This window comes from Bacillus sp. EAC (assembly GCF_002156875.1).
Classification (GTDB): Bacteria; Bacillota; Bacilli; order Bacillales; family Bacillaceae_G; genus Gottfriedia.
Genome location: NZ_NCSY01000006.1, coordinates 203,414 through 225,585, shown reverse-complemented (window position 1 = coordinate 225,585; position 22,172 = coordinate 203,414). Strand labels below are relative to the sequence as shown.

The 22,172-nt window shown below is 33.3% G+C and carries 21 protein-coding genes and 2 other annotated features; of the genes, 15 read left to right on the top strand and 6 right to left on the bottom strand.

Translation table 11 applies throughout. From position 1 onward, the window contains the following. Positions 1–261 precede the first annotated feature (261 nt). Both ccpA and B7R65_RS12185 read left to right on the top strand, forming a co-directional pair. Complete coding sequence (ccpA, locus tag B7R65_RS12190; protein ID WP_088043060.1) at positions 262–1,260, top strand: catabolite control protein A; 999 nt, start codon at positions 262–264, stop codon at positions 1,258–1,260. A 598-nt stretch (positions 1,261–1,858) separates the two neighbouring features. Continuing rightward, positions 1,859–5,410 carry a S8 family serine peptidase gene (locus B7R65_RS12185; protein WP_088043059.1) on the top strand — a complete coding sequence of 1,184 codons (3,552 nt, stop codon included), beginning with the start codon at positions 1,859–1,861 and terminating at the stop codon, positions 5,408–5,410. 94 nt (positions 5,411–5,504) lie between these two features. Here B7R65_RS12185 and B7R65_RS12180 read toward each other — a convergent pair whose 3' ends face one another. The 3 genes from B7R65_RS12180 to B7R65_RS12170 are packed head-to-tail and all read right to left on the bottom strand — an operon-like array spanning position 5,505 to position 7,986. Continuing rightward, the gene (locus B7R65_RS12180) at positions 5,505–6,677 is read right to left on the bottom strand and encodes an acetoin utilization protein AcuC (RefSeq protein WP_088043058.1); all 1,173 of its coding nucleotides are present in this window, start codon (positions 6,675–6,677) and stop codon (positions 5,505–5,507) included. Then, positions 6,677–7,318 (bottom strand): acetoin utilization AcuB family protein, encoded by a 642-nt coding sequence (locus tag B7R65_RS12175; protein ID WP_088043057.1) that lies wholly within the window; start codon positions 7,316–7,318, stop codon positions 6,677–6,679. The genes B7R65_RS12180 and B7R65_RS12175 overlap by 1 nt, the downstream gene beginning before the upstream one ends. A gap of 35 nt (positions 7,319–7,353) precedes the next feature. After that, positions 7,354–7,986 (bottom strand): GNAT family N-acetyltransferase, encoded by a 633-nt coding sequence (locus tag B7R65_RS12170; RefSeq protein WP_088043218.1) that lies wholly within the window; start codon positions 7,984–7,986, stop codon positions 7,354–7,356. A 179-nt stretch (positions 7,987–8,165) separates the two neighbouring features. Between B7R65_RS12170 and acsA the strand changes: the two genes are divergently transcribed. Beyond that, a complete protein-coding gene (gene acsA / locus B7R65_RS12165; RefSeq protein ID WP_088043056.1) occupies positions 8,166–9,884 on the top strand; it encodes an acetate--CoA ligase in 1,719 nt (572 codons plus the stop codon). Between the two features lie 61 nt (positions 9,885–9,945). Here acsA and B7R65_RS12160 read toward each other — a convergent pair whose 3' ends face one another. Next, positions 9,946–10,665, bottom strand: coding sequence for a TPM domain-containing protein (locus tag B7R65_RS12160; protein ID WP_088043055.1), 720 nt, complete (start codon positions 10,663–10,665; stop codon positions 9,946–9,948). Further along, positions 10,662–11,237, bottom strand: coding sequence for a LemA family protein (locus B7R65_RS12155; protein ID WP_088043054.1), 576 nt, complete (start codon positions 11,235–11,237; stop codon positions 10,662–10,664). Before B7R65_RS12155 ends, B7R65_RS12160 begins: the two co-directional genes overlap by 4 nt. Positions 11,238–11,426: 189 nt before the next feature. Continuing rightward, positions 11,427–11,662 (top strand) — a binding site (T-box leader). Positions 11,663–11,728: 66 nt separating this feature from the next. On the opposite strand from B7R65_RS12155, the gene tyrS reads away from it, so the two are divergent. The 10 genes from tyrS (at position 11,729) to B7R65_RS12105 (ending at position 19,975) form a co-directional block, all read left to right on the top strand. Next, positions 11,729–12,985, top strand: a complete 1,257-nt coding sequence (gene tyrS, locus B7R65_RS12150) for a tyrosine--tRNA ligase (RefSeq protein ID WP_088043217.1) — start codon at positions 11,729–11,731, stop codon at positions 12,983–12,985. Positions 12,986–12,989: 4 nt separating this feature from the next. Then, positions 12,990–13,231 (top strand) — a binding site (T-box leader). Between the two features lie 49 nt (positions 13,232–13,280). After that, positions 13,281–13,742: a GNAT family N-acetyltransferase gene (locus tag B7R65_RS12145; RefSeq protein ID WP_088043053.1), complete on the top strand. Its 462-nt coding sequence runs from the start codon at positions 13,281–13,283 to the stop codon at positions 13,740–13,742. Between the two features lie 274 nt (positions 13,743–14,016). Then, positions 14,017–15,396 carry a Na+/H+ antiporter NhaC gene (gene nhaC / locus B7R65_RS12140; RefSeq protein ID WP_088043052.1) on the top strand — a complete coding sequence of 460 codons (1,380 nt, stop codon included), beginning with the start codon at positions 14,017–14,019 and terminating at the stop codon, positions 15,394–15,396. 58 nt (positions 15,397–15,454) lie between these two features. Then, positions 15,455–15,589: a hypothetical protein gene (locus tag B7R65_RS21775; RefSeq protein ID WP_088043051.1), complete on the top strand. Its 135-nt coding sequence runs from the start codon at positions 15,455–15,457 to the stop codon at positions 15,587–15,589. Between the two features lie 120 nt (positions 15,590–15,709). Beyond that, a complete protein-coding gene (locus B7R65_RS12130) occupies positions 15,710–16,291 on the top strand; it encodes a YdcF family protein (protein WP_256941288.1) in 582 nt (193 codons plus the stop codon). A gap of 153 nt (positions 16,292–16,444) precedes the next feature. Then, positions 16,445–16,816: a hypothetical protein gene (locus tag B7R65_RS12125; RefSeq protein ID WP_256941287.1), complete on the top strand. Its 372-nt coding sequence runs from the start codon at positions 16,445–16,447 to the stop codon at positions 16,814–16,816. Positions 16,817–16,985: 169 nt separating this feature from the next. Next, positions 16,986–18,452, top strand: coding sequence for a flavin monoamine oxidase family protein (locus B7R65_RS12120; RefSeq protein ID WP_088043049.1), 1,467 nt, complete (start codon positions 16,986–16,988; stop codon positions 18,450–18,452). Between the two features lie 203 nt (positions 18,453–18,655). After that, on the top strand, positions 18,656–19,018 hold the full coding sequence (locus tag B7R65_RS12115; RefSeq protein ID WP_088043048.1) for a group I truncated hemoglobin: 363 nt from the start codon (positions 18,656–18,658) through the stop codon (positions 19,016–19,018). Positions 19,019–19,346: 328 nt separating this feature from the next. After that, a complete protein-coding gene (locus B7R65_RS12110; RefSeq protein ID WP_088043047.1) occupies positions 19,347–19,553 on the top strand; it encodes a hypothetical protein in 207 nt (68 codons plus the stop codon). A gap of 122 nt (positions 19,554–19,675) precedes the next feature. Continuing rightward, a complete protein-coding gene (locus B7R65_RS12105; RefSeq protein WP_088043046.1) occupies positions 19,676–19,975 on the top strand; it encodes a hypothetical protein in 300 nt (99 codons plus the stop codon). A gap of 71 nt (positions 19,976–20,046) precedes the next feature. Here B7R65_RS12105 and B7R65_RS12100 read toward each other — a convergent pair whose 3' ends face one another. Beyond that, positions 20,047–20,862 carry a DUF4393 domain-containing protein gene (locus B7R65_RS12100; RefSeq protein WP_088043045.1) on the bottom strand — a complete coding sequence of 272 codons (816 nt, stop codon included), beginning with the start codon at positions 20,860–20,862 and terminating at the stop codon, positions 20,047–20,049. Between the two features lie 270 nt (positions 20,863–21,132). Between B7R65_RS12100 and B7R65_RS12095 the strand changes: the two genes are divergently transcribed. Both B7R65_RS12095 and B7R65_RS21770 read left to right on the top strand, forming a co-directional pair. Continuing rightward, positions 21,133–21,609, top strand: coding sequence for a hypothetical protein (locus B7R65_RS12095; RefSeq protein WP_088043044.1), 477 nt, complete (start codon positions 21,133–21,135; stop codon positions 21,607–21,609). A gap of 206 nt (positions 21,610–21,815) precedes the next feature. Beyond that, positions 21,816–22,049, top strand: coding sequence for an HNH endonuclease (locus B7R65_RS21770; protein WP_256941286.1), 234 nt, complete (start codon positions 21,816–21,818; stop codon positions 22,047–22,049). Positions 22,050–22,172: the final 123 nt, after the last annotated feature.

Below are 22,172 nucleotides of genomic sequence, written 5' to 3'. Positions count from 1 at the left end.
ACTGTAAAAGCACTGATAGGATGATTATCCTAAAGGTGCTTTTTTGAATAATTTGTGAACATTTGATTTAAATTAGCTTTATATAGTATATTACTTCAAATATTTTACATTTTTTTCTAATCGTTCTATTGAATGAATATATAATTTTCTATAAGATAGAATGAAGGCACTATTTTTGTGGAATACGACAATTAATGACTATTTTACTGAAATAACAAACAAACTACATAATAGATAGAATTAAATAGAGGAGTGAGTAAAATGACGGTTACAATTTACGATGTAGCACGTGAGGCAAACGTTTCCATGGCTACTGTCTCTCGTGTAGTAAACGGAAACCCAAATGTAAAACCTACGACACGTAAAAAAGTAAATGAGGCAATTAGTCGTTTAGGATACAGACCAAATGCAGTTGCAAGAGGACTAGCTAGTAAGAAAACAACAACTGTAGGCGTAATTATTCCAGATATTTCGAACAGTTTTTATGCAGAACTTGCCCGTGGTATTGAAGATATCGCAACAATGTATAAATACAATATTATATTAAGCAACTCTGATGAAAATATTGAAAAAGAGATTACTTTAATTAATAACATGTTAGCTAAACAAGTCGACGGTATACTGTTTATCGGTGGAGCTATTACAGAGGTTCATAAAGAAGAGTACGAAAGAGCTGGTGTACCGATTGTACTAGCAACTACTTATGATGAGTCAAAAACGATTCCTTCTGTAAACATTGATTATGCTCAAGCAGCGTTTGATGCAGTAGATTATCTAATTAAAAAAGGACATCAAAAAGTAGCGTTTGTTAATGGACCAACTGAAAATAACCTTATTGGGTTAAGTAAGTTAGAAGGCTATAAACGTGCATTACAGGAAAATGGTATTGATTTTGATGATGAACTAGTTACATTTGGAGACCATACATATGAATCCGGTAGTGAAGCATTTGAAACGTTCCATGAACGTAATTTAGTGCCTTCTGCGATTTTTGTTGCTTCAGATGAAATGGCGATTGGTGTCATTCATAGTGCACAAGATCATGGACTATTAGTTCCTAACAATTTAGAAGTTATTGGATTTGATAATACTAGACTTGCGATTATGGTTCGTCCGAAACTAACGACTGTTGCTCAACCAATGTATGATATTGGTGCAGTTGCAATGAGACTACTAACAAAATTTATGAATAAAGAAACGGTTGAAGATACAACGGTTATTCTTCCTCACCATCTTCAAATTCGACAATCAACAAAATAAATGAGAAAAGAAGCTAGAACTGAATTGTTCTAAAGCTTCTTTTTTTTGTCTTTACGCTCGGGTAAGTGAGAAAAGTAGATACACTATATGAATAAAAACCACATTACCCCAAGTTTGAGATGAAATTTTATTTTAATAAAAACTTAATAATTGAAGATAATACAAATTTCTATTTTATAAGAAAAACAATGACAAATTCTTTAACAAAAATTGATAAAAAAGTAAGTAAGCGAATGACTTTTAACTGGAATATTCCCCCAATTTACTGTGAATCAAACGGCAAGTACAATATGAATTAGTAGGAAGATACTAGGTTGTAAAAGACTTAAGTTTAGTATCTACTATTTATTCGTGCCGATTCGATTCAATGAAATCTTGTAATATTTACCCCAGTCATCCTATTAATCTTCAATTTTCTTCCTATTCTTTCTCATAAATTGTTTTTTAATAATGTTGTTAGCGAGAACAAAAAAAACAATAAGCGTTTCATCGATTCATTTTTAGTAGTTTTACAATTTTATATAGTTATAACTTTGGTACTAAAAAATTGAGGTATCGAGTTTAAATTATAAATGGATAAACAAGAGGAGAGGAATTAATGAAGGAATTTAAAAGGAAATCTTTAAAAGTACTAGCAACTGCATCAATGCTATCAATGTTTTTCTCATCATTTACTGCTTCAGCCGAAAGTCCTAAAAACAACTCAGTTCCTAAACAAAGTGTAGATGAAATCCTTAAACAAGGAAGAGAGATTCTCTTAAAAAGACAAAAAGCTTTAGCACCCGATGTAAAGGACCAATTCGGATATAAAGACCTAAAAGAAAAAGGATTAGCAAAAGCATATAAGCCTGATGAACAAGTCCGATTAATTGTTGAAATAGAAGAACCATCTACGAATGAAAAATCAGGTCTAAGTAAGAAAGAGCGTTTTAAGCAAAAACAAGATCAAGTAATTTCCCAAATTCCAAATAGTAATGATTCAAAATCGAAATCTGCTTCTAATAAAATTAAGCATCGCTATTATGAAGGATTTAACGGTTTCAGTTTACAAACAGAGTTTCAAAACATAAAAGAAATAGAATCAATTCCTGGAGTAACAAATGTTCATATCGCTAGAACATATCAGCCTGCAATGGGCGCAAGTAAAGAATTAGTCCAAGCCCAAAAAGTATGGAATCAATACGGGTATGAAGGTGAAGGTTTACTTGTTGCAATTATTGACTCGGGTATAGATTACACGCATAAAGATATGACGTTGACTGAAAAAGGGAAACAAAAAGAGAAATGGACGCAAGATGGTATAAAAGCGAAATTTGCAGAAACATCGGTTAACGAAGTTTGGTATAGCGATAAAGTTCCTACAGGATATGATTGGGCAGATGAAGATACAGATGTAATACCTGGAGAATATGGTAGCTCTCATGGTACACACGTAGCTGGTACTGTTGGAGCTAATGGTGATGAAACAACCGACGGAGTTGAAGGTATTGCACCTGGAGTTCAATTGTTAGCTGAAAAGGTATTTTCTGATTATAGTGATGGTGCAACAGAGGATGATATTATTGCAGGAATTGAACATGCAGTTACAATGGGTGCGGATGTAATTAACATGAGTTTAGGTACTGACTCAGGCTATGTAGGAGAGGAAAACGATCCGATTCAAAAATCAATTCGTCAAGCAACTGAGCAAGGTTCACTTGTTATCGTTGCAAGCGGTAATGCTTCATATAGTAGTAAAAATTATTTATTACAATCATCTTTAAAACCATATGCGGAGAACCCTGATATTGGTGTAGTTGGAGAACCATCTGTAAGTCCTTATGCGATCTCAGTAGCATCGTATGAAAATTCGAAAGTTCATTTTAATACATTAGCAGAATCGAATGGAATGCAGTTACCGTTTCAAGATCAAACTCAGTTTCCATCTTCTTATAATTTTAAATTCTCTAAAGCTTTATCATCTGGTCAAGATTATGAATTGGTTTATGTTGGCGGGGGGTTAGAGGCTTCTGATTTTAATAAAGACTTAAAGGGTAAGATTGCGGTCGTGAAGCTTCAGGATATATATAGCTTTTATTCTACTTTCCAATTTGATGCTGAAGCTAAAGGTGCAAAAGCGATTATTATTATACCACCCGACAATAACGAGATGGAAGATTATCCATACTTAAGGTTAAGTCCATATTCAATCCCTGTAGCATCAACTGGAAAGGCAGTTGGAGATGCATTAATTAGCAAATTGACAAGTGGTCAAGTTGTAAAAATGCATTTATCAAATGGGATATATATTGATAATCCTACTAAAAATACAATGTCAGATTTTTCATCTATTGGTGCTCCGCATACGTTAGATTTCAAGCCTGAGCTATCTGCACCTGGAGGTAGTATTTATTCTACTGTTCCTGGAAACGATTATGAAGTTATGAGTGGAACATCAATGGCAACTCCTCATGTAGCTGGAGGTTCAGCATTATTATTACAATCACTATATGAAAAAGGATTGTCACATTCGAAAGAAACAGCCTTAAAGGCAAAAATTGCATTAATGAATACAGCAAAAATACTAAAAGATCCACGTAAGAACAATGAAGTACCTTACTCTCCTCGTGTTCAAGGATCAGGTTTAATGCAAATTCAAAACGCGATTAAAACACCTGTACTTGTAACTAGTAAAAATACTTCTTTAGAGCAAGCAGGGGCTGTTGCATTAAAAGAGATTAAAAATGACAGAGCGATATTCAACTTGAATGCGGAATCACTTCAAAAGCTTAAACCGAAAGAAGAACTGGAATATTCGGTTTTTGTAGATGTCTTAACTGATGAAACAGAAATGAAAGAGTTTGACTTAGATAATGATGGAACATTGGATTCGAAAGAGTATTTAACTTTATCAAGTAAGCGATTAGATGGTGTTAACACATATGTCAACGGAGAAAAAGTAACCTCTGTACAAGGAACAACGTTAAAGATTAAATCAGGGCAAGAAAAAAATTTGAATGTTGAGATTCGGTTGCCTAGGGGCTTAAAGAAAGGTGCATTTATTGAAGGGTTTGTTCGCTTAGAGCCTACTGGAAAAGGAAGTGATTCTGCCGTTCCGTTAACAGTTCCATATATGGGATTTAATGGAGAGTGGGATCAAGCAAAAAACATTGATCCAGTGGCATGGGATAAGGATGCATTTTTAGGATATACGGCACTTTGGGATGATGTAACCTCACTTCCTATGGGATACGATCCTTCTACAGGTAGATTTGATACAAACCATATAGCTGTGTCACCGAATTTCTATGGTTATGGTGCTTATTCAACATTCACTGCATTACGTAATTTACAAAAAACAGAAATGTTCGTACAAAACCAAAAAGGAAAAACAATTCAGTACTTAGGCGATTTTAGTGAATATACAGGTAAGCCGTGGAAATTCAGAAAAAATATTATGGCTTACGGAGATTATATGGTCGGTGGATATTTATGGGATATGACAGATCAAAATGGCAATATTGTGCCAGATGGAGATTATGAATATGTTATTAAAACAACATTAGATTATAAAAATGCAAAACCACAAGAAGTAAAGCTACCTATTAAAGTGGATTCAGTAGCCCCAACAGTATCTGATATTCAAGTAAAACCAAAAGATGGGAAATATGAAATTTCCTACAAAGCCGAAGATACAAAAAATGGAAGTGGATTTAAAATCGGACTTATTTGGTGTAATGGCCAGTATATGGATACTGTAGAACTTGGAAAAACATCGTTAATTGTTGATGAGGAACCGAAAAGTATAGTAGTGATGGGTGTTGATTATGCTTATAACCAAGGTTACACAGTTTGGGGAGATCCATCTTATATTAATGAAGAAATGGTTGTCTCATTTTTCTGGGTAGATCCACAGACAGATGTTAACAAAGACAATCCAGCATATATTATTAGTTATGCTTCTAACCGAGTAGATTGGACAATCAAAATTAAAAATAGTAAAGGGGAAATAGTGGATTCATTTGAAGTGAAAAATGAGCATTCACTACGAACTCAATGGACACCAAAAGCCGATCTCCCAGATGGTACGTATTATATGTCGGCCGATGTAGTTACAAAAAGTGGGTTTAAAGTCACTACAAAACCTGTAGAAATTACAGTTAAGCAATGAAAGTTTAATTTGAATGATAGATAAATAGAGTAATAACAAAAACGACAGGGTCTTCAATTGAAGATCCTGTCATTTTTTCGCCTTGCACATTTCTTTATATAAAAGGTTTCTTTTGTTGAATGTGTAAAGGCTCAAGAGCCCGGTACAGGATTTGTTCGTTGTATTCTTCTATTTCTTTTTTTCTTGGGATAGGTTTTACGATTGTTGGATCGTCTGTCCAAGTTATAGGTAACTTAACATTAGAAATTTTCTGCCATTTTTTCAGCCAACTATCTGATATAGAATCTGATGTCGGGTGTTGATTTGTCATGGCTAGCCAAACCTGAGACCATGCCCTAGGTACAACTCTCCAGTAATCATAGCCTCCACCTGCTACCGCAATCCATTTACCATCACAATATTTATGAGCAATTTCATGGGCGATTTTAGGTATTTCATGAAATGATTTCATCGTTGTACATAAATGCGTTAAAGGATCATAACAATGGGAGTCAGAGCCGTTTTGCGTAAGTATAATATCAGGTTTAAAGTATTCTGCAATTTCAGTGAGTGCTCTTTTATAGGTTGATAGAAACGACTCATCCTCAGTAAACGCATCAATAGGGAGGTTGAATGAATAACCAAACCCATTACCTTGACCTCTTTCGTTTACGCCACCTGTCCCAGGGAATAAATAGCGTCCTGTTTCATGAATAGATAATGTACATACGTTCGGATCATCATAAAATGCCCATTGCACACCATCGCCATGATGTGCATCTGTATCAACATATAAAACTTTTAAACCATATTTTTTTTGAATATATTTAATGGCTATAGCACAGTCGTTATATACGCAAAACCCAGATGCTTTCCGTTTAAACCCATGATGTAGACCACCACCTAAATTGAAAGCGTGATCAGATTTTCCTTCTAATACAGCATCGACAGCGGTTAATGTACCACCTACTATTAATGAACTTGCTTCGTGCATATTTCTAAATATTGGGGTATCTTCAGTACCTAGTCCAAATTGATCGGCTATATTTTCACTAATAGGTTGATGACTAGCTTTTTTTACTTGCTCGATATATTGACTATCATGAAATAATAATAACTCTTCGTCGGTTGCTATTCTTGGAGAAATGACTTCAGTATCATTTAAGAAACTACTAGATTTTAGCAATTCATAGACTAATTGAGAGCGTATCGGATTAAAGGGATGATTTTCATTGAAATGATATGAATGATATTCTTCGCTATAAACTAGGTATGCATCTTTTTTCATTATGCTTCACTCACTTCATTTGGCCAAAGTACCGTATAGCCCTCAGTTTGTAATTTTTGGATAATAGATAGAGGATTCATTGTTTGAATCCTAAATACAAGCACTTTATGCTGGACGTCCTTTCCTGGATAAACCAATACGCTTACAATATTAATGTTTTCATTCGAAAATACATTAACGACTTCACTAAGTATTCCCGGTTGATCTTTAACTAAAAGCTCAATTTGTGAGCTTGGTTGATACGCTCCGGTTAAAGTAACAAGAGTATGTAGTACATCAATTTCAGTGACAAGTCCAATTAATTTTCCGTTCGAAATAACTGGTAAACAACCGATTTTATATTGATAAAAGTTTGTTGCAACTTCCTCAACAAAATCATTTTGATTACAAGTAATCACATTTGTCGTCATTATTTTTTCAACAGCTACTTCAAGTACAGTACTAATTGCTTGAGGAAAAAGTGTAGATGGTAATGCATCACGAACATCACGATCTGAAATAATCCCAATTACACGATTATCATCGTCAATAATAGGAATATGACGAACTTCACCATTTCGAAAAATAGTTACTGCTTCACCTATGGTATTTTCTTTCTTTAAAGTTATAGTTGAACTGCGCATAATATCTTGAATAAGCATGTTTTTGAATCCTACCTTTCGAGATTAAAGTTCAGTTAGTACATATATCTTTGCATAAATCTCAGTGCATCAAAATCTTGAATATTCTCGGTTGTCACTCGTTTTCCTATTCTCACCATTAAACAGTTTGCAGGGTGTGAACAAATTTCGGGATCATCAGTTGCGAACTGGACAAGGCCACCAGCGTTCATCATTTTTTCCATCATTTTACGATAATCCCATACGCTTAATCCAGTACCTTTTAGATCCCAATGCCAATAGTATTCAGTTGTAATAATAATATAATCTTCCATCGCATCATCCATCATTGAAAGAATTAACATGTTTTTAGCTACAGCAAACCCTCTGAATTCAGGGATTACTTCAATGGCACCTAATTCAATTAAATTGTCTAATGTGGTTTGAGACCATCTTTCAAGAGGGTCAGGATATAAGTAGGTAACATATCCGACAATAATATTGTTATGCCTTGCAATAATAATCCGCGCTTCTGGTAATCTAGCGATTTCAACGATTGCTCTATGCTGCTGCTCAGGTTGTCTAAATGAAGTTAAATTATCATGAAACATATAGGTTTCAAGGGCTTCTGCACCAACAGGCCCCTCTATGATTAATTCACCATTATTGGTAAGAATGTTTTTTGAAAAATATTTTTTTGGGTGATCCAAACTTTCACCCTCCATCGGAAAACACCTTTTTTCTTATCATACTAAAAAAACAACTAAGACATACAGGAAAATAATCAGTTTCTGTCTAATTATTTAAATGTAAATAATATATCAAAAATACTGAAAATTAAATCTACTCAATGTATAATAGTAGAGTACTAATTCGAGGAGGGATTTGAATGAAAGTGGAAGCGCTTCCTGTGAAAGAGGGTCAATTCAATTTAGCTAATTATGAAGAAAGTTATAAAAACTTTAATTGGGAAGAAGTAGAAAAAGAATTTTCTTGGTATACTTCACAAAAATATAATGTTGCATATGAGGCGATTGATCGTCATGCAACTTCTCATCGTAAAGATAAAGTTGCGTTATATTATAAAGATGATCAGCGTAACGAAAAATATACTTTTGAAGAAATGAAAAACAATTCGAATAAGGCAGCAAATGTTTTAAAGCAATTCGGTGATGTTGAAAAAGGTGACAGAGTGTTTATTTTCATGCCTCGCCAGCCCGAATTATACTTCGCACTACTTGGTGCTTTAAAATTAGGGGCAGTGGTAGGTCCTTTATTTGAAGCATTTATGGAGGGAGCTGTAAAAGATCGCTTAGAAGATAGCGAAGCTAAGGTACTTATTACAACTCCTGCATTATTATCTCGTGTGCCTATTAATGATCTACCAGCTTTAAAAACAATCTTTCTTGTAGGGGATGACGTTGAAGAAGGTGGTAAGTTTGTAGATTTCAAGACGCGTTATGCGGAAGCAAAACAAGAATTTGAGATTACATGGTTAGATCGTCAAGACGGTCTAATTTTGCATTATACATCTGGTTCAACAGGTAAACCAAAAGGTGTTCTACACGTCCAACAAGCAATGATTCAACACTACCAAACTGGTAAATGGGTACTTGATATAAAAGAAAATGATATTTATTGGTGTACAGCCGATCCTGGATGGGTAACAGGAACGTCTTATGGAATTTTTGGACCATGGTTAAATGGGGCATCAAACGTCGTTTTAGGTGGCAGATTCAGTCCGGATGCTTGGTATGAAACTATTCAAGAATTCGGTGTAACGATATGGTATAGTGCTCCAACAGCTTTCCGTATGTTAATGGGGGCAGGCGAAGACGCAGTTAAAAAATTTAATTTAAGTTCACTACGCCATATCCTTAGTGTAGGTGAACCTTTAAATCCTGAGGTAGTACGATGGGGAGCAAAAGTGTTCCAATTACGTATTCACGATACTTGGTGGATGACTGAAACAGGAGCGCAATTAATTTGTAATTACCCGTGCATGCCTATTCGTCCAGGCTCTATGGGGAAACCATTTCCGGGTGTCACAGCTGCCATCGTTGACAATAATGGAGTAGAAGTAGCGCCGTATACAATGGGAAATCTAGCAATCAAAAAAGGCTGGCCATCAATGATGAATACGATTTGGAATAACGAAGCGAAATTCCAATCTTATTTCTTAAATGATGAATGGTATGTCTCTGGAGATTCTGCTTATATGGATGAGGATGGGTATTTTTGGTTCCAAGGTCGAGTAGACGATGTCATTATGACATCCGGCGAACGTGTTGGACCTTTTGAAGTAGAAAGTAAACTAGTAGAACATCCAGCAATTGCTGAAGCTGGTGTAATTGGCATACCAGATCCAGTTCGTGGTGAAATCATTAAAGCATTTGTTGCTCTTAGAGATGGGTATGTAGCTACTGATGAATTAAAAGAGGAAATTCGTAATTTTGTCAAAGTTGGATTAGCAGCACATGCTGCACCAAGACAAATTGAGTTCCGTGATAAACTACCAAAAACTCGTAGTGGTAAGATTATGAGACGAGTCTTAAAAGCTTGGGAATTAAACCTACCAACAGGTGATTTATCAACAATGGAAGATTAATAAAATATAAAAAAGAAAAACCATTGGAGTATTCCAATGGTTTTCTTTTGCCATAAAGATATTAAAATTTCCGGTCAGAGCCACCGCCGCCAGAGCTTCCACCTCCACCGCCTCTTGAACCGCCAGAAGAATTTAATAGTGCAGGTAATAAGTTTATGATGAAGTAGGTTAGAACTCCGTTAAAGAACATCATATCGATGGCAATTACTATGACAACGAAAACAACTATTAGGATGATTTTTAAATTGTCCCAAAGGGTACTAGTTTTAGAATGGCCTGTCTTTTCAGATCCGTTTAAGATGACATTGTATAGTGCCTTATATGTATTCGTTAAGGCTAGCGATGTTTCACCTTTTTTTAAGTAAGGAATAGCACTTTGATCTAAAATGGCACCAGAGCGTATATCCGTTACTACTCCTTCTAATCCATATCCAACTTCTATCCGGATTTCTCGGTCTTTTTGTGAATATAACAGAAGAACACCGTTATTTTTCTCTTTATTACCAAGTCCATATTTCCGAAAAGCAGTATTAGCGTATTCTTTAATATCATTACCTTCTAAACTAGGAATTGTTAAAACCGCAAGTTGGGCAGTTGTTGAATCTTCTAATTTTTTTCCTAATTGGATCAGACTCTGTGTATCTTGACTATCTAATACATTTGCATAATCTTGAACATAAATATCTCCTACTTGAGAAGGGACTTTTATTTCAGCAAATGCTACAGTTGCGAAAGATAGAATCAATCCTATAAGGATGAATAGTGAGAGAAGTTTTCTCATTTATTACCATCGCCACTAAAATCAACTTCAGGAGTGGCTTTATCTGACTCAGATACTTCAAAGTATTCTTTCTTATCAAATCCAAATGTTCCAGCTAATATAACGCCCGGGAATTTTTTGATTTTTTGATTATAAACAGTTACGGCATCATTATAATCTTTGCGAGCAACTGCTAAACGATTTTCGGTACCTTCTAGGCTATCCATCAACGCCTTAAAATTTTCATTTGATTTTAAGTCTGGATAGTTTTCTACTACGACTAATAAACGACTTAAAGCACCAGATAATTCTTGATCTGCTTTGCTTTTTTCAGCAGTAGTTTGAGCACCAGCTAATTTTGCGCGTGCATCTGTTACAGAAGCTATCACATCTTTTTCTTGAGATGCATATCCTTTTACTGTATTAACTAAATTCGGTATTAAATCTGAACGACGTTTTAATTGGTTATCAACTTGTGACATTTTATTCGTTACATTTTCTTCCTGGGTAACAAAGCCATTATAGCTTCCTACACCCATAAAAATAAGAACGACTACGATAATTATGGCAATCCACATACCTTTATTCTTCATAGGAAACACTCCAATTCAATTTTATGTATAACTAAAAACATTTGTTAATGTATATTAAATCATATTATTTCAATTAAAGCATTTTTATTCAATTTATAGGACAATAATAGAAATAAATTGAAAAGATTAAAAAACTGTGTTTGACTTAATATAATTATTTATGTTATAAATGTTTCATAACATTTTAATACGTGAGCGTTGAAAGGTTTAGTAGTGTGAATGATTTTGTCTTAAGAGAGCTAATGGTTGGTGAGAATTAGCACAGACATTGACATGAATTACACCCTGGAGCATTCTTTTTCGACATTTGTTGTACATAACAAATTAGGATTAGAACGGTTAACAGCCGTTAATTGTATGAGAGGTAGCAAGATTTATTTGCTGCAACTAGGGTGGTACCGCGATTCTAATTATTCGTCCCTACTGTATATCAGTAGGGACTTTTTATTTTGTTTAAAAAGAATTTTATTAATAGAGAGGATTTGATGAAAATGGAAACATTGTTACAAGATTTAGCATTTCGTGGATTAATTAGTCAAATGACAGACGAAGAGGGTCTTCAAAAACTACTAAGTGAAGAATCTATTTCATTATATTGCGGATTCGATCCAACGGGTGATAGCTTACACATCGGACATTTATTACCAGTATTAATGTTAAAAAGATTCCAAGTTGCTGGTCACAAACCAATCGGTGTTGTTGGTGGAGCTACAGGTATGATTGGTGATCCAAGTGGTAAAAAAGCTGAACGTACATTAAACACAACAGAAACAGTGAAAATGTTCAGTGAACGTATTCGTACACAATTATTACCATTTTTAAGTTTCGAAGGTGAAAATGCAGCTAAAGTAGTAAACAACTTTGATTGGACTGGCGATTTAGATGTTATTACTTTCTTACGTGATATCGGTAAAAACTTCGGTTTAAATTACATGCTTGCAAAAGATTCTGTGGCATCACGTTTAGAAGCAGGTATATCATTTACAGAATTTAGTTACATGATTTTACAATCATACGACTTCTTAAAATTATACCAAGACCATAATTGTAAATTACAAATTGGTGGTAGTGACCAATGGGGTAACATTACAGCGGGTATGGAATTAATTCGTAAAACTGAAGAAGATTCAAAAGCATTTGGTTTAACAATACCACTAGTTACAAAAGCTGATGGTTCTAAGTTTGGTAAAACAGAAGGTGGAGCTGTATGGTTAGATCCTGAGAAAACAACTCCATATGAATTTTACCAATTCTGGATTAATACTGATGACCGTGATGCTGTAAAATATTTGAAATACTTTACTTTCTTATCGAAAGAAGAAATTTTGGAGCTTGAAAAGCAATTTAATGAAGCACCAGAGCAACGTGTAGCTCAAAAAGCACTTGCTGCTGAAGTGACTAAATTAGTTCATGGTGAAAAAGCTCTTGATCAAGCGATTAAAATTACGGAAGCACTTTTTAGTGGAACAGTAAAAGAATTAACAGCTGATGAGATCAAACAAGGATTTAAAGATGTACCTTCATTTAATTTAGATGAAGAGGAAATGGGATTAGTTGATTTATTAGTTGCTGCAAAAATCTCTCCTTCGAAACGTCAAGCACGTGAAGATGTTCAAAATGGAGCAGTTTACGTAAATGGTGACCGCAGTCAAGATGTCGCTAAAGTATTAACTAAAGTTGATGCAATTGAAGAACAATTTATCATTATACGTCGTGGTAAAAAGAAGTACCACTTAATTACATTATAATAAAGAACAAACAGTGAACGAAAATAAGTAGTTTGATTGGTAATAGCTAAAGAGAGCGAGTGGTTGGTGTGAACTCGTCTATCCATTCAGATGAATACATTTCAGGAGTTTTCTTTTCGTAGTTAGTTATCTAATGAAGGGAAGAACGTAAGTCTACGTTACAGATAACGAGTGATAAAGAAAATAAACTTATTAGTAAACTTTCTTTATAACTAGGGTGGTAACGCGATCGAGGTCGTCCCTATATTTATAGGGGTGGCTTCGATTTTTTTATTTTTTTGAAAGGGTGATATATATGGAGATTATACTAACTAGAGATTACCGAATATTGGCAAAATTAAACGAAGGCGTTCAGAATTTACATGCAGAATTATTTCCAGAATTTTTTAAGGTTCACAATATAGATGAAGTAACTGAGTTTTTTAAGAGTGTAGTTGATAAACCTGAACACTTTTTTCTATTAGTAAAAGATGAAGAAGAATTAGTAGGCTATGCTTGGATTGAAATAAAAAATATTCCAGAGGGACCAATAAAAAAAGCATTTCGATTAGCCTATGTTCACCAAATTAGCATTAATGAAGGGAAAAGGAATAAAGGCTACGGATCATTTTTAATTCATAAAATTGCATCATTTGCTCGTGAGCATAATCTTTCAAGAGTTGAGTTAGATTATTGGATTGATAACGAAATTGCTAGAAAATTTTATGAGAAACTTGGATTTACTAAGTTTAGAGAACATGTTTATATGGATATTTAAACATTATACTTACAAGAAAAAAATAAGAAGGCTGTTTTCTTAACTATTGTTGTTATTTTAGAATGTGTGAGTTGATTTTAACACCAGCATACTGCTTTTTCGTGGTGCGAGAGCTGAGCCTCATCGCAAAGCCAGCTGGGTAATAGCTTTTCCGCTACTCCCATGGGAGTCTCGTATAACCGTTCCAATCAACTTCTGTCGAAGAGTTACTAAATCTATAAACAACATACTTTTAGAAAAAAGCCAATAATATAGAAATTGGGAGAAAATCTTCATGAAAAACATCGAATTAGGTGCGTTAATCGCACTGTTTACTATCATTATGTCTAGTTGTCTAGTTATTTTAAATACGGAACCGCATATTCCACTATTACTATGTGTAGTTTGTCTATCAATTTTTGGCTTAGTAAAAGACTACAAATGGAACCAGCTTGAAGATGGAATGAAAAAGGGAATACAGAATGGACTATCACCCACATTGATTCTAATGATGATTGGGTTATTGATTGGCTCATGGATGTTAAGTGGTACAGTTCCAACGTTATTATATTTCGGAATTTCAGTTCTTTCTGCAAAATGGTTTGCTGTTAGTAGCATTTTTATAACCATTATAGTTGCTAGTTTTACGGGGAGTACATTTACGACAATTGGGACTGTTGGAGTTGCATTAATGGGGATCGCGCATATCATGGGAATTCCTCCAGCTATTGCTGCAGGTGCGATTATATGTGGAGCTTGCTTTGGTGATAAAATGTCACCAATATCAGATACAACAAATTTTGTACCAAGCATTTTAGGAATCAAAGTAAATGAGCATATTCGTCATATGGCATATACAACGATTCCAGCGTTAATTGTAACTGTTATTTTATTTTTAATCATCGGTATGGGACATGGCAACACAGATATGGCACAGGTTATGGAAATGAAAAAAGCAATTTCTGCAAATTTTGAAGTAAATCCTATCCTACTAATCCCATGTTTAATTGTGTTTATTATGGCGTTTAAAGGATTTTCTACACTACCAACGATGTCAGCAGGGATTGTGAGTTCTCTAATTTTAGCTTTTATCATTCAAAAAGGTGTTACACTAGATAAAGTTTTCACTACATTACAAAGTGGATTCCAATTAGATACAAACAACGAAATGCTAAATTCGATCATTAATCGTGGTGGTTTACAATCCATGATGTGGTCTGTTTCACTAATTTTTATCGCATTAGCCTTAGGAGGACTGCTACAAGAACTTAGAGTGTTTGATAAAGCGATTGAGTCATTAACTAATTTAAAACGTAAAGGCAATATTGTCATTGCTAGTACATTATCTTCAATAGGTGTTAATTTATTGACTGGAGAACAATATCTTTCAATCCTACTTCCTGGGCAATTATTAAAGGATGTGTATATTCAAAAGGATATCCCACTTAAAAACTTATCTCGAGCTTTAGAAGATGGTGGGACATTATTTAATCCGATTGTACCTTGGAGTGTAAGTGGTGCATTTTTTGCAGCAACTCTAGGTGTCCCGGTTTTAGAATATTTACCATTTTCATTTATCCTATTTATTACACCATTGTTTAGCATGTTAGCCGCCGTTTTTGGTAAAGGTTTAAATCACGAAAATGAGATAGGGGATTCTCAAAAAATTGCATAAACAAATTCTTTCTACGTAAACTACTTTTTGTACGAACTGGTTATATGGAGGGAATAAAATGAGTCATGCAGCAGGTGGTTCAAAGAAAAATCGACCTAGTGATGCAAACCATGTTGATGCGAAAACGAAAGCTCATCAAAAAAGACTTTCAAAAGATCAACACAATCCTATGGACGAAAAATACCCTAGATAAATGAAAAAGAGGCAATCAACAATGGTAGTCATTTTGTTGATTGTCTCTTTTTTTAATGAAAACTGTCTAATTATTCGTTACAATAGGATAAAAGTGAAAGAATTTGGTGGTGAGTGATAAGTGAATATAGTAAAGATTGGTACATATTGTGTATTATTTGGAATACTAGTTTATCTTGCTTGTATGATTTTTATAGGGGTAAATAGTTATTCACAATATAAGCACACAGTGCCTAAAAAAGCGGATTATTTAATAGTTTTAGGTGCTGGCTTGAAGAAAAGTAAGCCAACACTTGCTCTTAAATATCGAATACAAACAGCAGCTAAGTATGCGAAAGCTAATGAAAATACTAAGATTATTGTCTCTGGTGGTCAAGGAAAAGATGAATTAATTTCAGAAGCAGAGTGTATGAGACTGGAACTAATCAAATTAGGAATAGAAGATCACAGAATAATAAAAGAAGAATTATCGACAAATACATTCGAAAATATAAAGTTTTCAAAAAAAATAATTGATAGTGAAAAAGCTAATGTGATAGTAGTCACAAATGATTATCATTTGTATCGATCAGTTAAATTAGCAAAGAAGCAAGGATTAAATATCGTTGGTTTACCGGCAAAAACACCACGCGTAATTATTCCTACTGCATATATAAGAGAGTGTTTATCTTTATTAAAGGCTACTTTTTATCATCAGATATAAGATTTTTAAAACTTCTCTATTTTTTGTAATCTATTAATTAAAATGTTGAAATAATGTAATGATGTGCTACTGTCCGTTTCCATTTTTAATGGAACAACATTGTATATTGTATGGACTTGCTTGTCCAAATAAGATATAAGGAGAGAGCGCGAATTGGGTTCTAAAATTTTAACAACTGGTGTGTTAAGAAGACATTCTTCAACAATGTTCTTAACTGTAGAAGCGTTGAATATTGATCCAGATAGTTTTAGATCAGTAACGGTCCAAATGTTTGACTGGTCATCTGGTTCTCCTATCGTAATACCAATGGTAGACCCTTCTACACAAACATTGGCTCCAAATCAATACAGAACATTTAGATCATTACAACTTTCACCTGCATTGTTTGCATATGAAGTAAGAGTCATTCATCCAAAAGATAAAGATGTTGTTGTAAGTGTGTTCGGACTTAGTGACATTACATTTGATCCGCAAAACGGTAATAATGCAATGCAGCATGACTTGGCGAGAGTAAAATTAAAATAGTAGTTGACTATTTTTAATCAAATCTTCAAGTAGATTATTAGTAGGACCTCGAAGTTATTCGAGGCCTTTTTTTGTCTTCTGTTAAAAATCATTAAAATATTCTAAAGAAAATGTAACAAGAATAAAATTCTAAGGAACTATTTAAAATCCATAGAAAGAGTTGATGTCTATGAGTTCACGTCAAGCACTTTCTACCAATCAAATGATATCAATCATTCGAAATGGATTAGAAAAAACAAACAATCCAAAGAGAATTACGATCGTTGGTGCTGGAATGTCTGGGTTAGTTGCTGCTTCATTATTAAAAAAAGCCGGACATAATGTGACTATTTTAGAAGCAAATGATCGAGTAGGCGGTAGGGTATATACGAAAAGAGAACCATTTATAGATGGGCAATATTTGGAACTTGGGGCTATGCGAATTCCTTCAACCCATCAACTAGTAATAGAATATATAAATAAATTCAATTTAAAAGTGAATGAATTTATTAATAGCACTCCTAATGATTTAATTTATGTAAATGGAATTAGAACCAATCAAGAAATATATGAACAAAATCCCGATATTTTAGAATTTCCAGTCCAAGCTTCCGAAAAAGGTTTAACTGTAGATCAACTACTTGATAACTCGATAGGGCCAACGATTCAGTTCATTAATCAAGATACTACAAAAAATTGGGAAAAGATTGTAAATGATTATGATATGTATTCAATGGAATTATTCTTAAGATATAATCCAAATGGCGTTTCATTGTCTCCGAATGCATTGGACGTGATAAAAGTTCTACAAGGAACAAGAGGGTTTCCAGAGCTGTCTTTTACTGCTATCTTACGTGAATTCACAGTATTATTTGGGAAAGATATAAAACTGTATGAAATAACTGGCGGCAATGATTTGCTTCCTAGCGCATTTTTGGAAGAATTAAGAGATAATATTTTCTATGGACATAAGATGACAAAAATCGTCCAGCAAACCAACAAAGTTTCAATTCATTCAGAACATACAAAAAGCTCTGAGCAATTTCAATCATCCGGAGACTACGCGATTATTACAATCCCTTTTTCTGTATTAAGTTTTGTAGAAGTTTATCCAGTAAATACTTTTTCGTACTACAAGTTGAAAGCAATTCGTTCATTACATTACTTAGCGGCAACAAAGATAGGACTTCAGTTCAAAACTAGATTTTGGGAGAAATATGGACTTTATGGTGGTAAAGTTGTTACTGATTTACCAATTCGATTTTCTTATTTTCCAAGTAATCGACTAGATTCAGATGGTCCAGGAACCATATTAGGGAGTTACACCTGGGAAGATGAAGCTTTATTATGGGATAGTCTGTCAGAAGACGCACGAATTAGGGAAGCGTTAAAAAATTTAGCATTAATTTTTGGAAATCAAGTATATACTGAGTTCATTACTGGATATACGCACAGCTGGACACAAGATCCATATGCTGGTGGTGCCTTATCGATGTTTAAAACAGAACAGCAAACGGATCTTGGGCCGTATATCTCAACTCCTGAAGGAAGAATTCATTTTGCAGGTGAACATACTTCTTCAATACCAGGATGGATCGAAGGAGCAATTGAATCAGGCATTAGAGTAGCTGTGGAAGTTAATACTAGAGAAGATTAAAGTCTAGACGTGCTGTTTTATTAGCATTTCTAGTTTTTTTATTGGCTTTTTTCTAATAGATTGTTGTTTTTAAAAGGTTATGTTAAGGGAATCTGTTGATATAGAAGATGATTGAGTAGAAAGTAGAATCCTATTGAAAATGAAGATTCAAAATTTGGCTTTTGGAAAAACTATTATTATGTAAAAATGCAAAGGTGGTCATTATGGAACAAACTCTTTATGAAAAATTTGGTGGAGAAGAAGCGGTTTCGAAAGTTGTGGACTATTTTTATAACGAATTAGTTTTAAAAGATGAAACAGTAAATCATTTTTTCGAGAAGACAGACATGGAAAAACAGCGTAAACATCAGACAAAATTTATTAGTTTTGCATTAGGTGGACCTAATCAATATTCTGGTAAATCAATGTCCAAGGCGCATGAGGGGCTAAATTTACAACCAGAACATTTTAATGCGATCGCAACACATTTACATGATGCACTTGCTCACTTTGGAATAAGTGAGTCTGATATTGATGTTGCATTAAGTAAGGTGGCTGCACTGAAGGATGATATCCTTTATAAGTGATTAAAATGAAAAAATGCCTTCCATTTAAAATGATACAGCAAAAAGAAGTCTAAACGGTAAATAAATGGCTAAAAGATTATCGTCCGGAAAATAATAAAGATTACAATTACGTTTATTTACACATTCAAAAAATTGTAAATAATGATAATTCAAATTCAATGTTTCAAAAGTAATATTTATATTGCCAAAATCCAAGTAATGATAAAAATGATGTTTACAGAATATTGATGTACAAATAATTATTTTAAAACATCTCTTCAGAGATGTTTTTTATTTATAAAGAGACTCCATTTTACCGATAAAATACTCGTAGAATGGAGGGAATAGAATGACAATAGATTGGTCACCGTTAGAGCCATTTGTAAATTATTTAGTTGGGAAATTAGTATTTTTAATGATTATTATGACTGTTTTTGCTATTTTTACTAATTTTATTTGTAGAGTTATTAAATTGCCGAAGAATTTTACGTCAAGTGTTGTAGGTCTAAGTGCATTGTTTGGTGCTTATCTATGGGCCAAATGGTTTTTAAATTAAAGGATAAGGATTTACTGAATAATGAGTACTCACATTAGTGAGTGCTTTTTAGTTAGATTTCATAGACTTTCTCAAACATTAACATTAATATACATAAGTCAGTATATTTTTGGGGGTAAAGAATGGATATAAAAGAAAGACAGAGGTATAGGCTAGAGATTTTATTTGATCTTTATGATTATTATTTTACTAGCGGAGGTTTACCATACGAAGTAAAGTATGAAAATTTGCATAGAGATGCACTAGAAAATGAAACACACTGTGTCTATGAATATCTTTTAGCAAAGGGTTTTATTACTTATAAACAAATATTAGAGAATTGTTACTTAGCACAGATTACATCTAATGGAATTGATTATTTGGAAGGTAAAATTAATGAGTTACCAGATAAAATAGATGAAATACCTGCTATGAATAATTAAACATCCGATAGGGTGTTTTTTTTATTTGAAATATTAGTAGGAATAAAAAAAGACCTAAAAGGTCTTATAGTTTACTTTTCGACACAAACATTAATAAAAGCTTTACCAAGTGCTGTTATCGTAATTACACCTTTTTCAATTTGGATATCATTGTATCTTTTAAATAATTCTTGTGATTCTGGGTTATAAATATAAGGGTTTTCAAAAAATGTTTTAAGATCAGTATAAGTTGGATGATTATAGTAATTTTTATAAGCATTAATATTAGAGATACTGTCTACAAAATTCACATCTAATAATCCAAGTCTTATTAAATTTGTAATTGAAGTTGAAAGTAAATCAATATCATCAACTTCATTATTCTGAAGATATACATTATCTTTGAAAATTCTGTAATTACCTGTCTCTTTAATTATTAATTTATATTTGCATATCGGTTGTTGAGACTCAACAATGAATAGTTTTATATTATTTGCGTCCAATGGAGATAGTTGTTTTATAATCTCAACAAATGAAGGATGAACATTAGATGATTGTCGATTATCCATTGAAGATGCAACAACTTTGGCAAACATTTTTCGTAAAATTCCTTCTTCAATATAGTATTTAGATGCGTCTAATGCAGGGCCTACAATTCTCATCCGAGGCTCTATTAAGTTCTCATCTGGTATTAAAGATACTTCTTTTACAATATCATTCATATACAAATCTAATTCTGCTTTGTGTTTTGCGCGCTTTTTTTCGGAAACAAAATGCAGATTTCCAAAAACTAAATACCATGCATCATTTAAGGTTTGTAATGGTGCACTTTCACCTTTTGTAACAAAATTTGTCAAAAGTGTTGTTCCTATTGCAGTACCTGCAGTAGTTAATGTTGTTATGTCCATAATATTTCTCCAGATTGTTTTAGTTTAATTCTAAATAATTATCTGTCCATTTATCCAACTAGTCAACATTGTTTTGTAAACTGGAAAGTACTGAAACGAAAGAAATATGGTATATATTCAAGAAGAATGGACCTGTTAGAAGGAAATAATTATCAAGTTAAAAAAATATTTATATAACCGTCATACTATTTTTAATTATATAATAATTCTGATTAATGAAAGAGGGGTTATTATTGTGATTAAAAATTTAAAAAGAAATTATGAATATCCTTGCCAATCAAAATTATACTTTCTGTTATTTTGATCCCATTGTGTATATTAATAGTTGAAAAGTTTGATATTAAATTTCCGGATAATAAAGAGCTGATAAATCAAATTGTAGATTTTATTGCACGTGGAATTGGGACATTTGGAGGAATATTAATTCTTCGAAGCTTTTTTATTTTAATTTGCAGGGGTAAAGAGCAAGAAGCTTCTAACGTATTAATTACTGCTGTTGGATTTATTATTGCAATTGTAGGGTTATTGATTACAGCAAAATCGGCATATTCTAAACCACAAGTTGCTCAATATAGTCTCTTAAGTAAAGAATATCTAGCTCCAGCAGCACTTTATATTTGTAAATACTTAGTGTATTTTCTTCCTTTAACAATTCTTTTTAAAAGGGTTTATCGATTTTATTTTGAATCGCAGGTTATAAATGCACTTGCTTTGATTGCATTAGCTGGTACATTATTAAGACTTTAATTTTTTTAAGGCACACTACGTGCCTTTTTTATATGGAGTGGATAACATTGCTTAAATCATGCAGTTACTGTAGTGGTATCCATGATCGTACTCATGTGTGTAGTAGTAAACCTAATCGTATGAAGACTACTACTTACATTGATAAGTTTAGATGGACCAGAGCATGGCAAAAGAAACGGAAGCAAATCAATGAGCGTGATAAACATATGTGTCAGGTATGTATTAGGGAACGAAACAATACACAATTAAAATATAACTATATTAATATCGAAGTACATCACATTGAATCAGTAGCTAATGATTGGAACAAACGATTAGATGATGACAACCTTATCTGCTTATGTTCTTATCACCATAAAATGTCAGAGGGTGGAGAGATAAGTAAGGATGAATTATCAAGCATAGTACAAGACCAACAGGCACGTTTTAAATTGTCCTAAAGAATATAAAATATTCAGACATCCCCCCGGGGTCATACAAGCTGTTTATGTAGCTCTTGAACACCCACTATGCAAGTTCACTTTAAAAAAATTCCCTAAATAAAAAAATTTGAGAGATGTTTA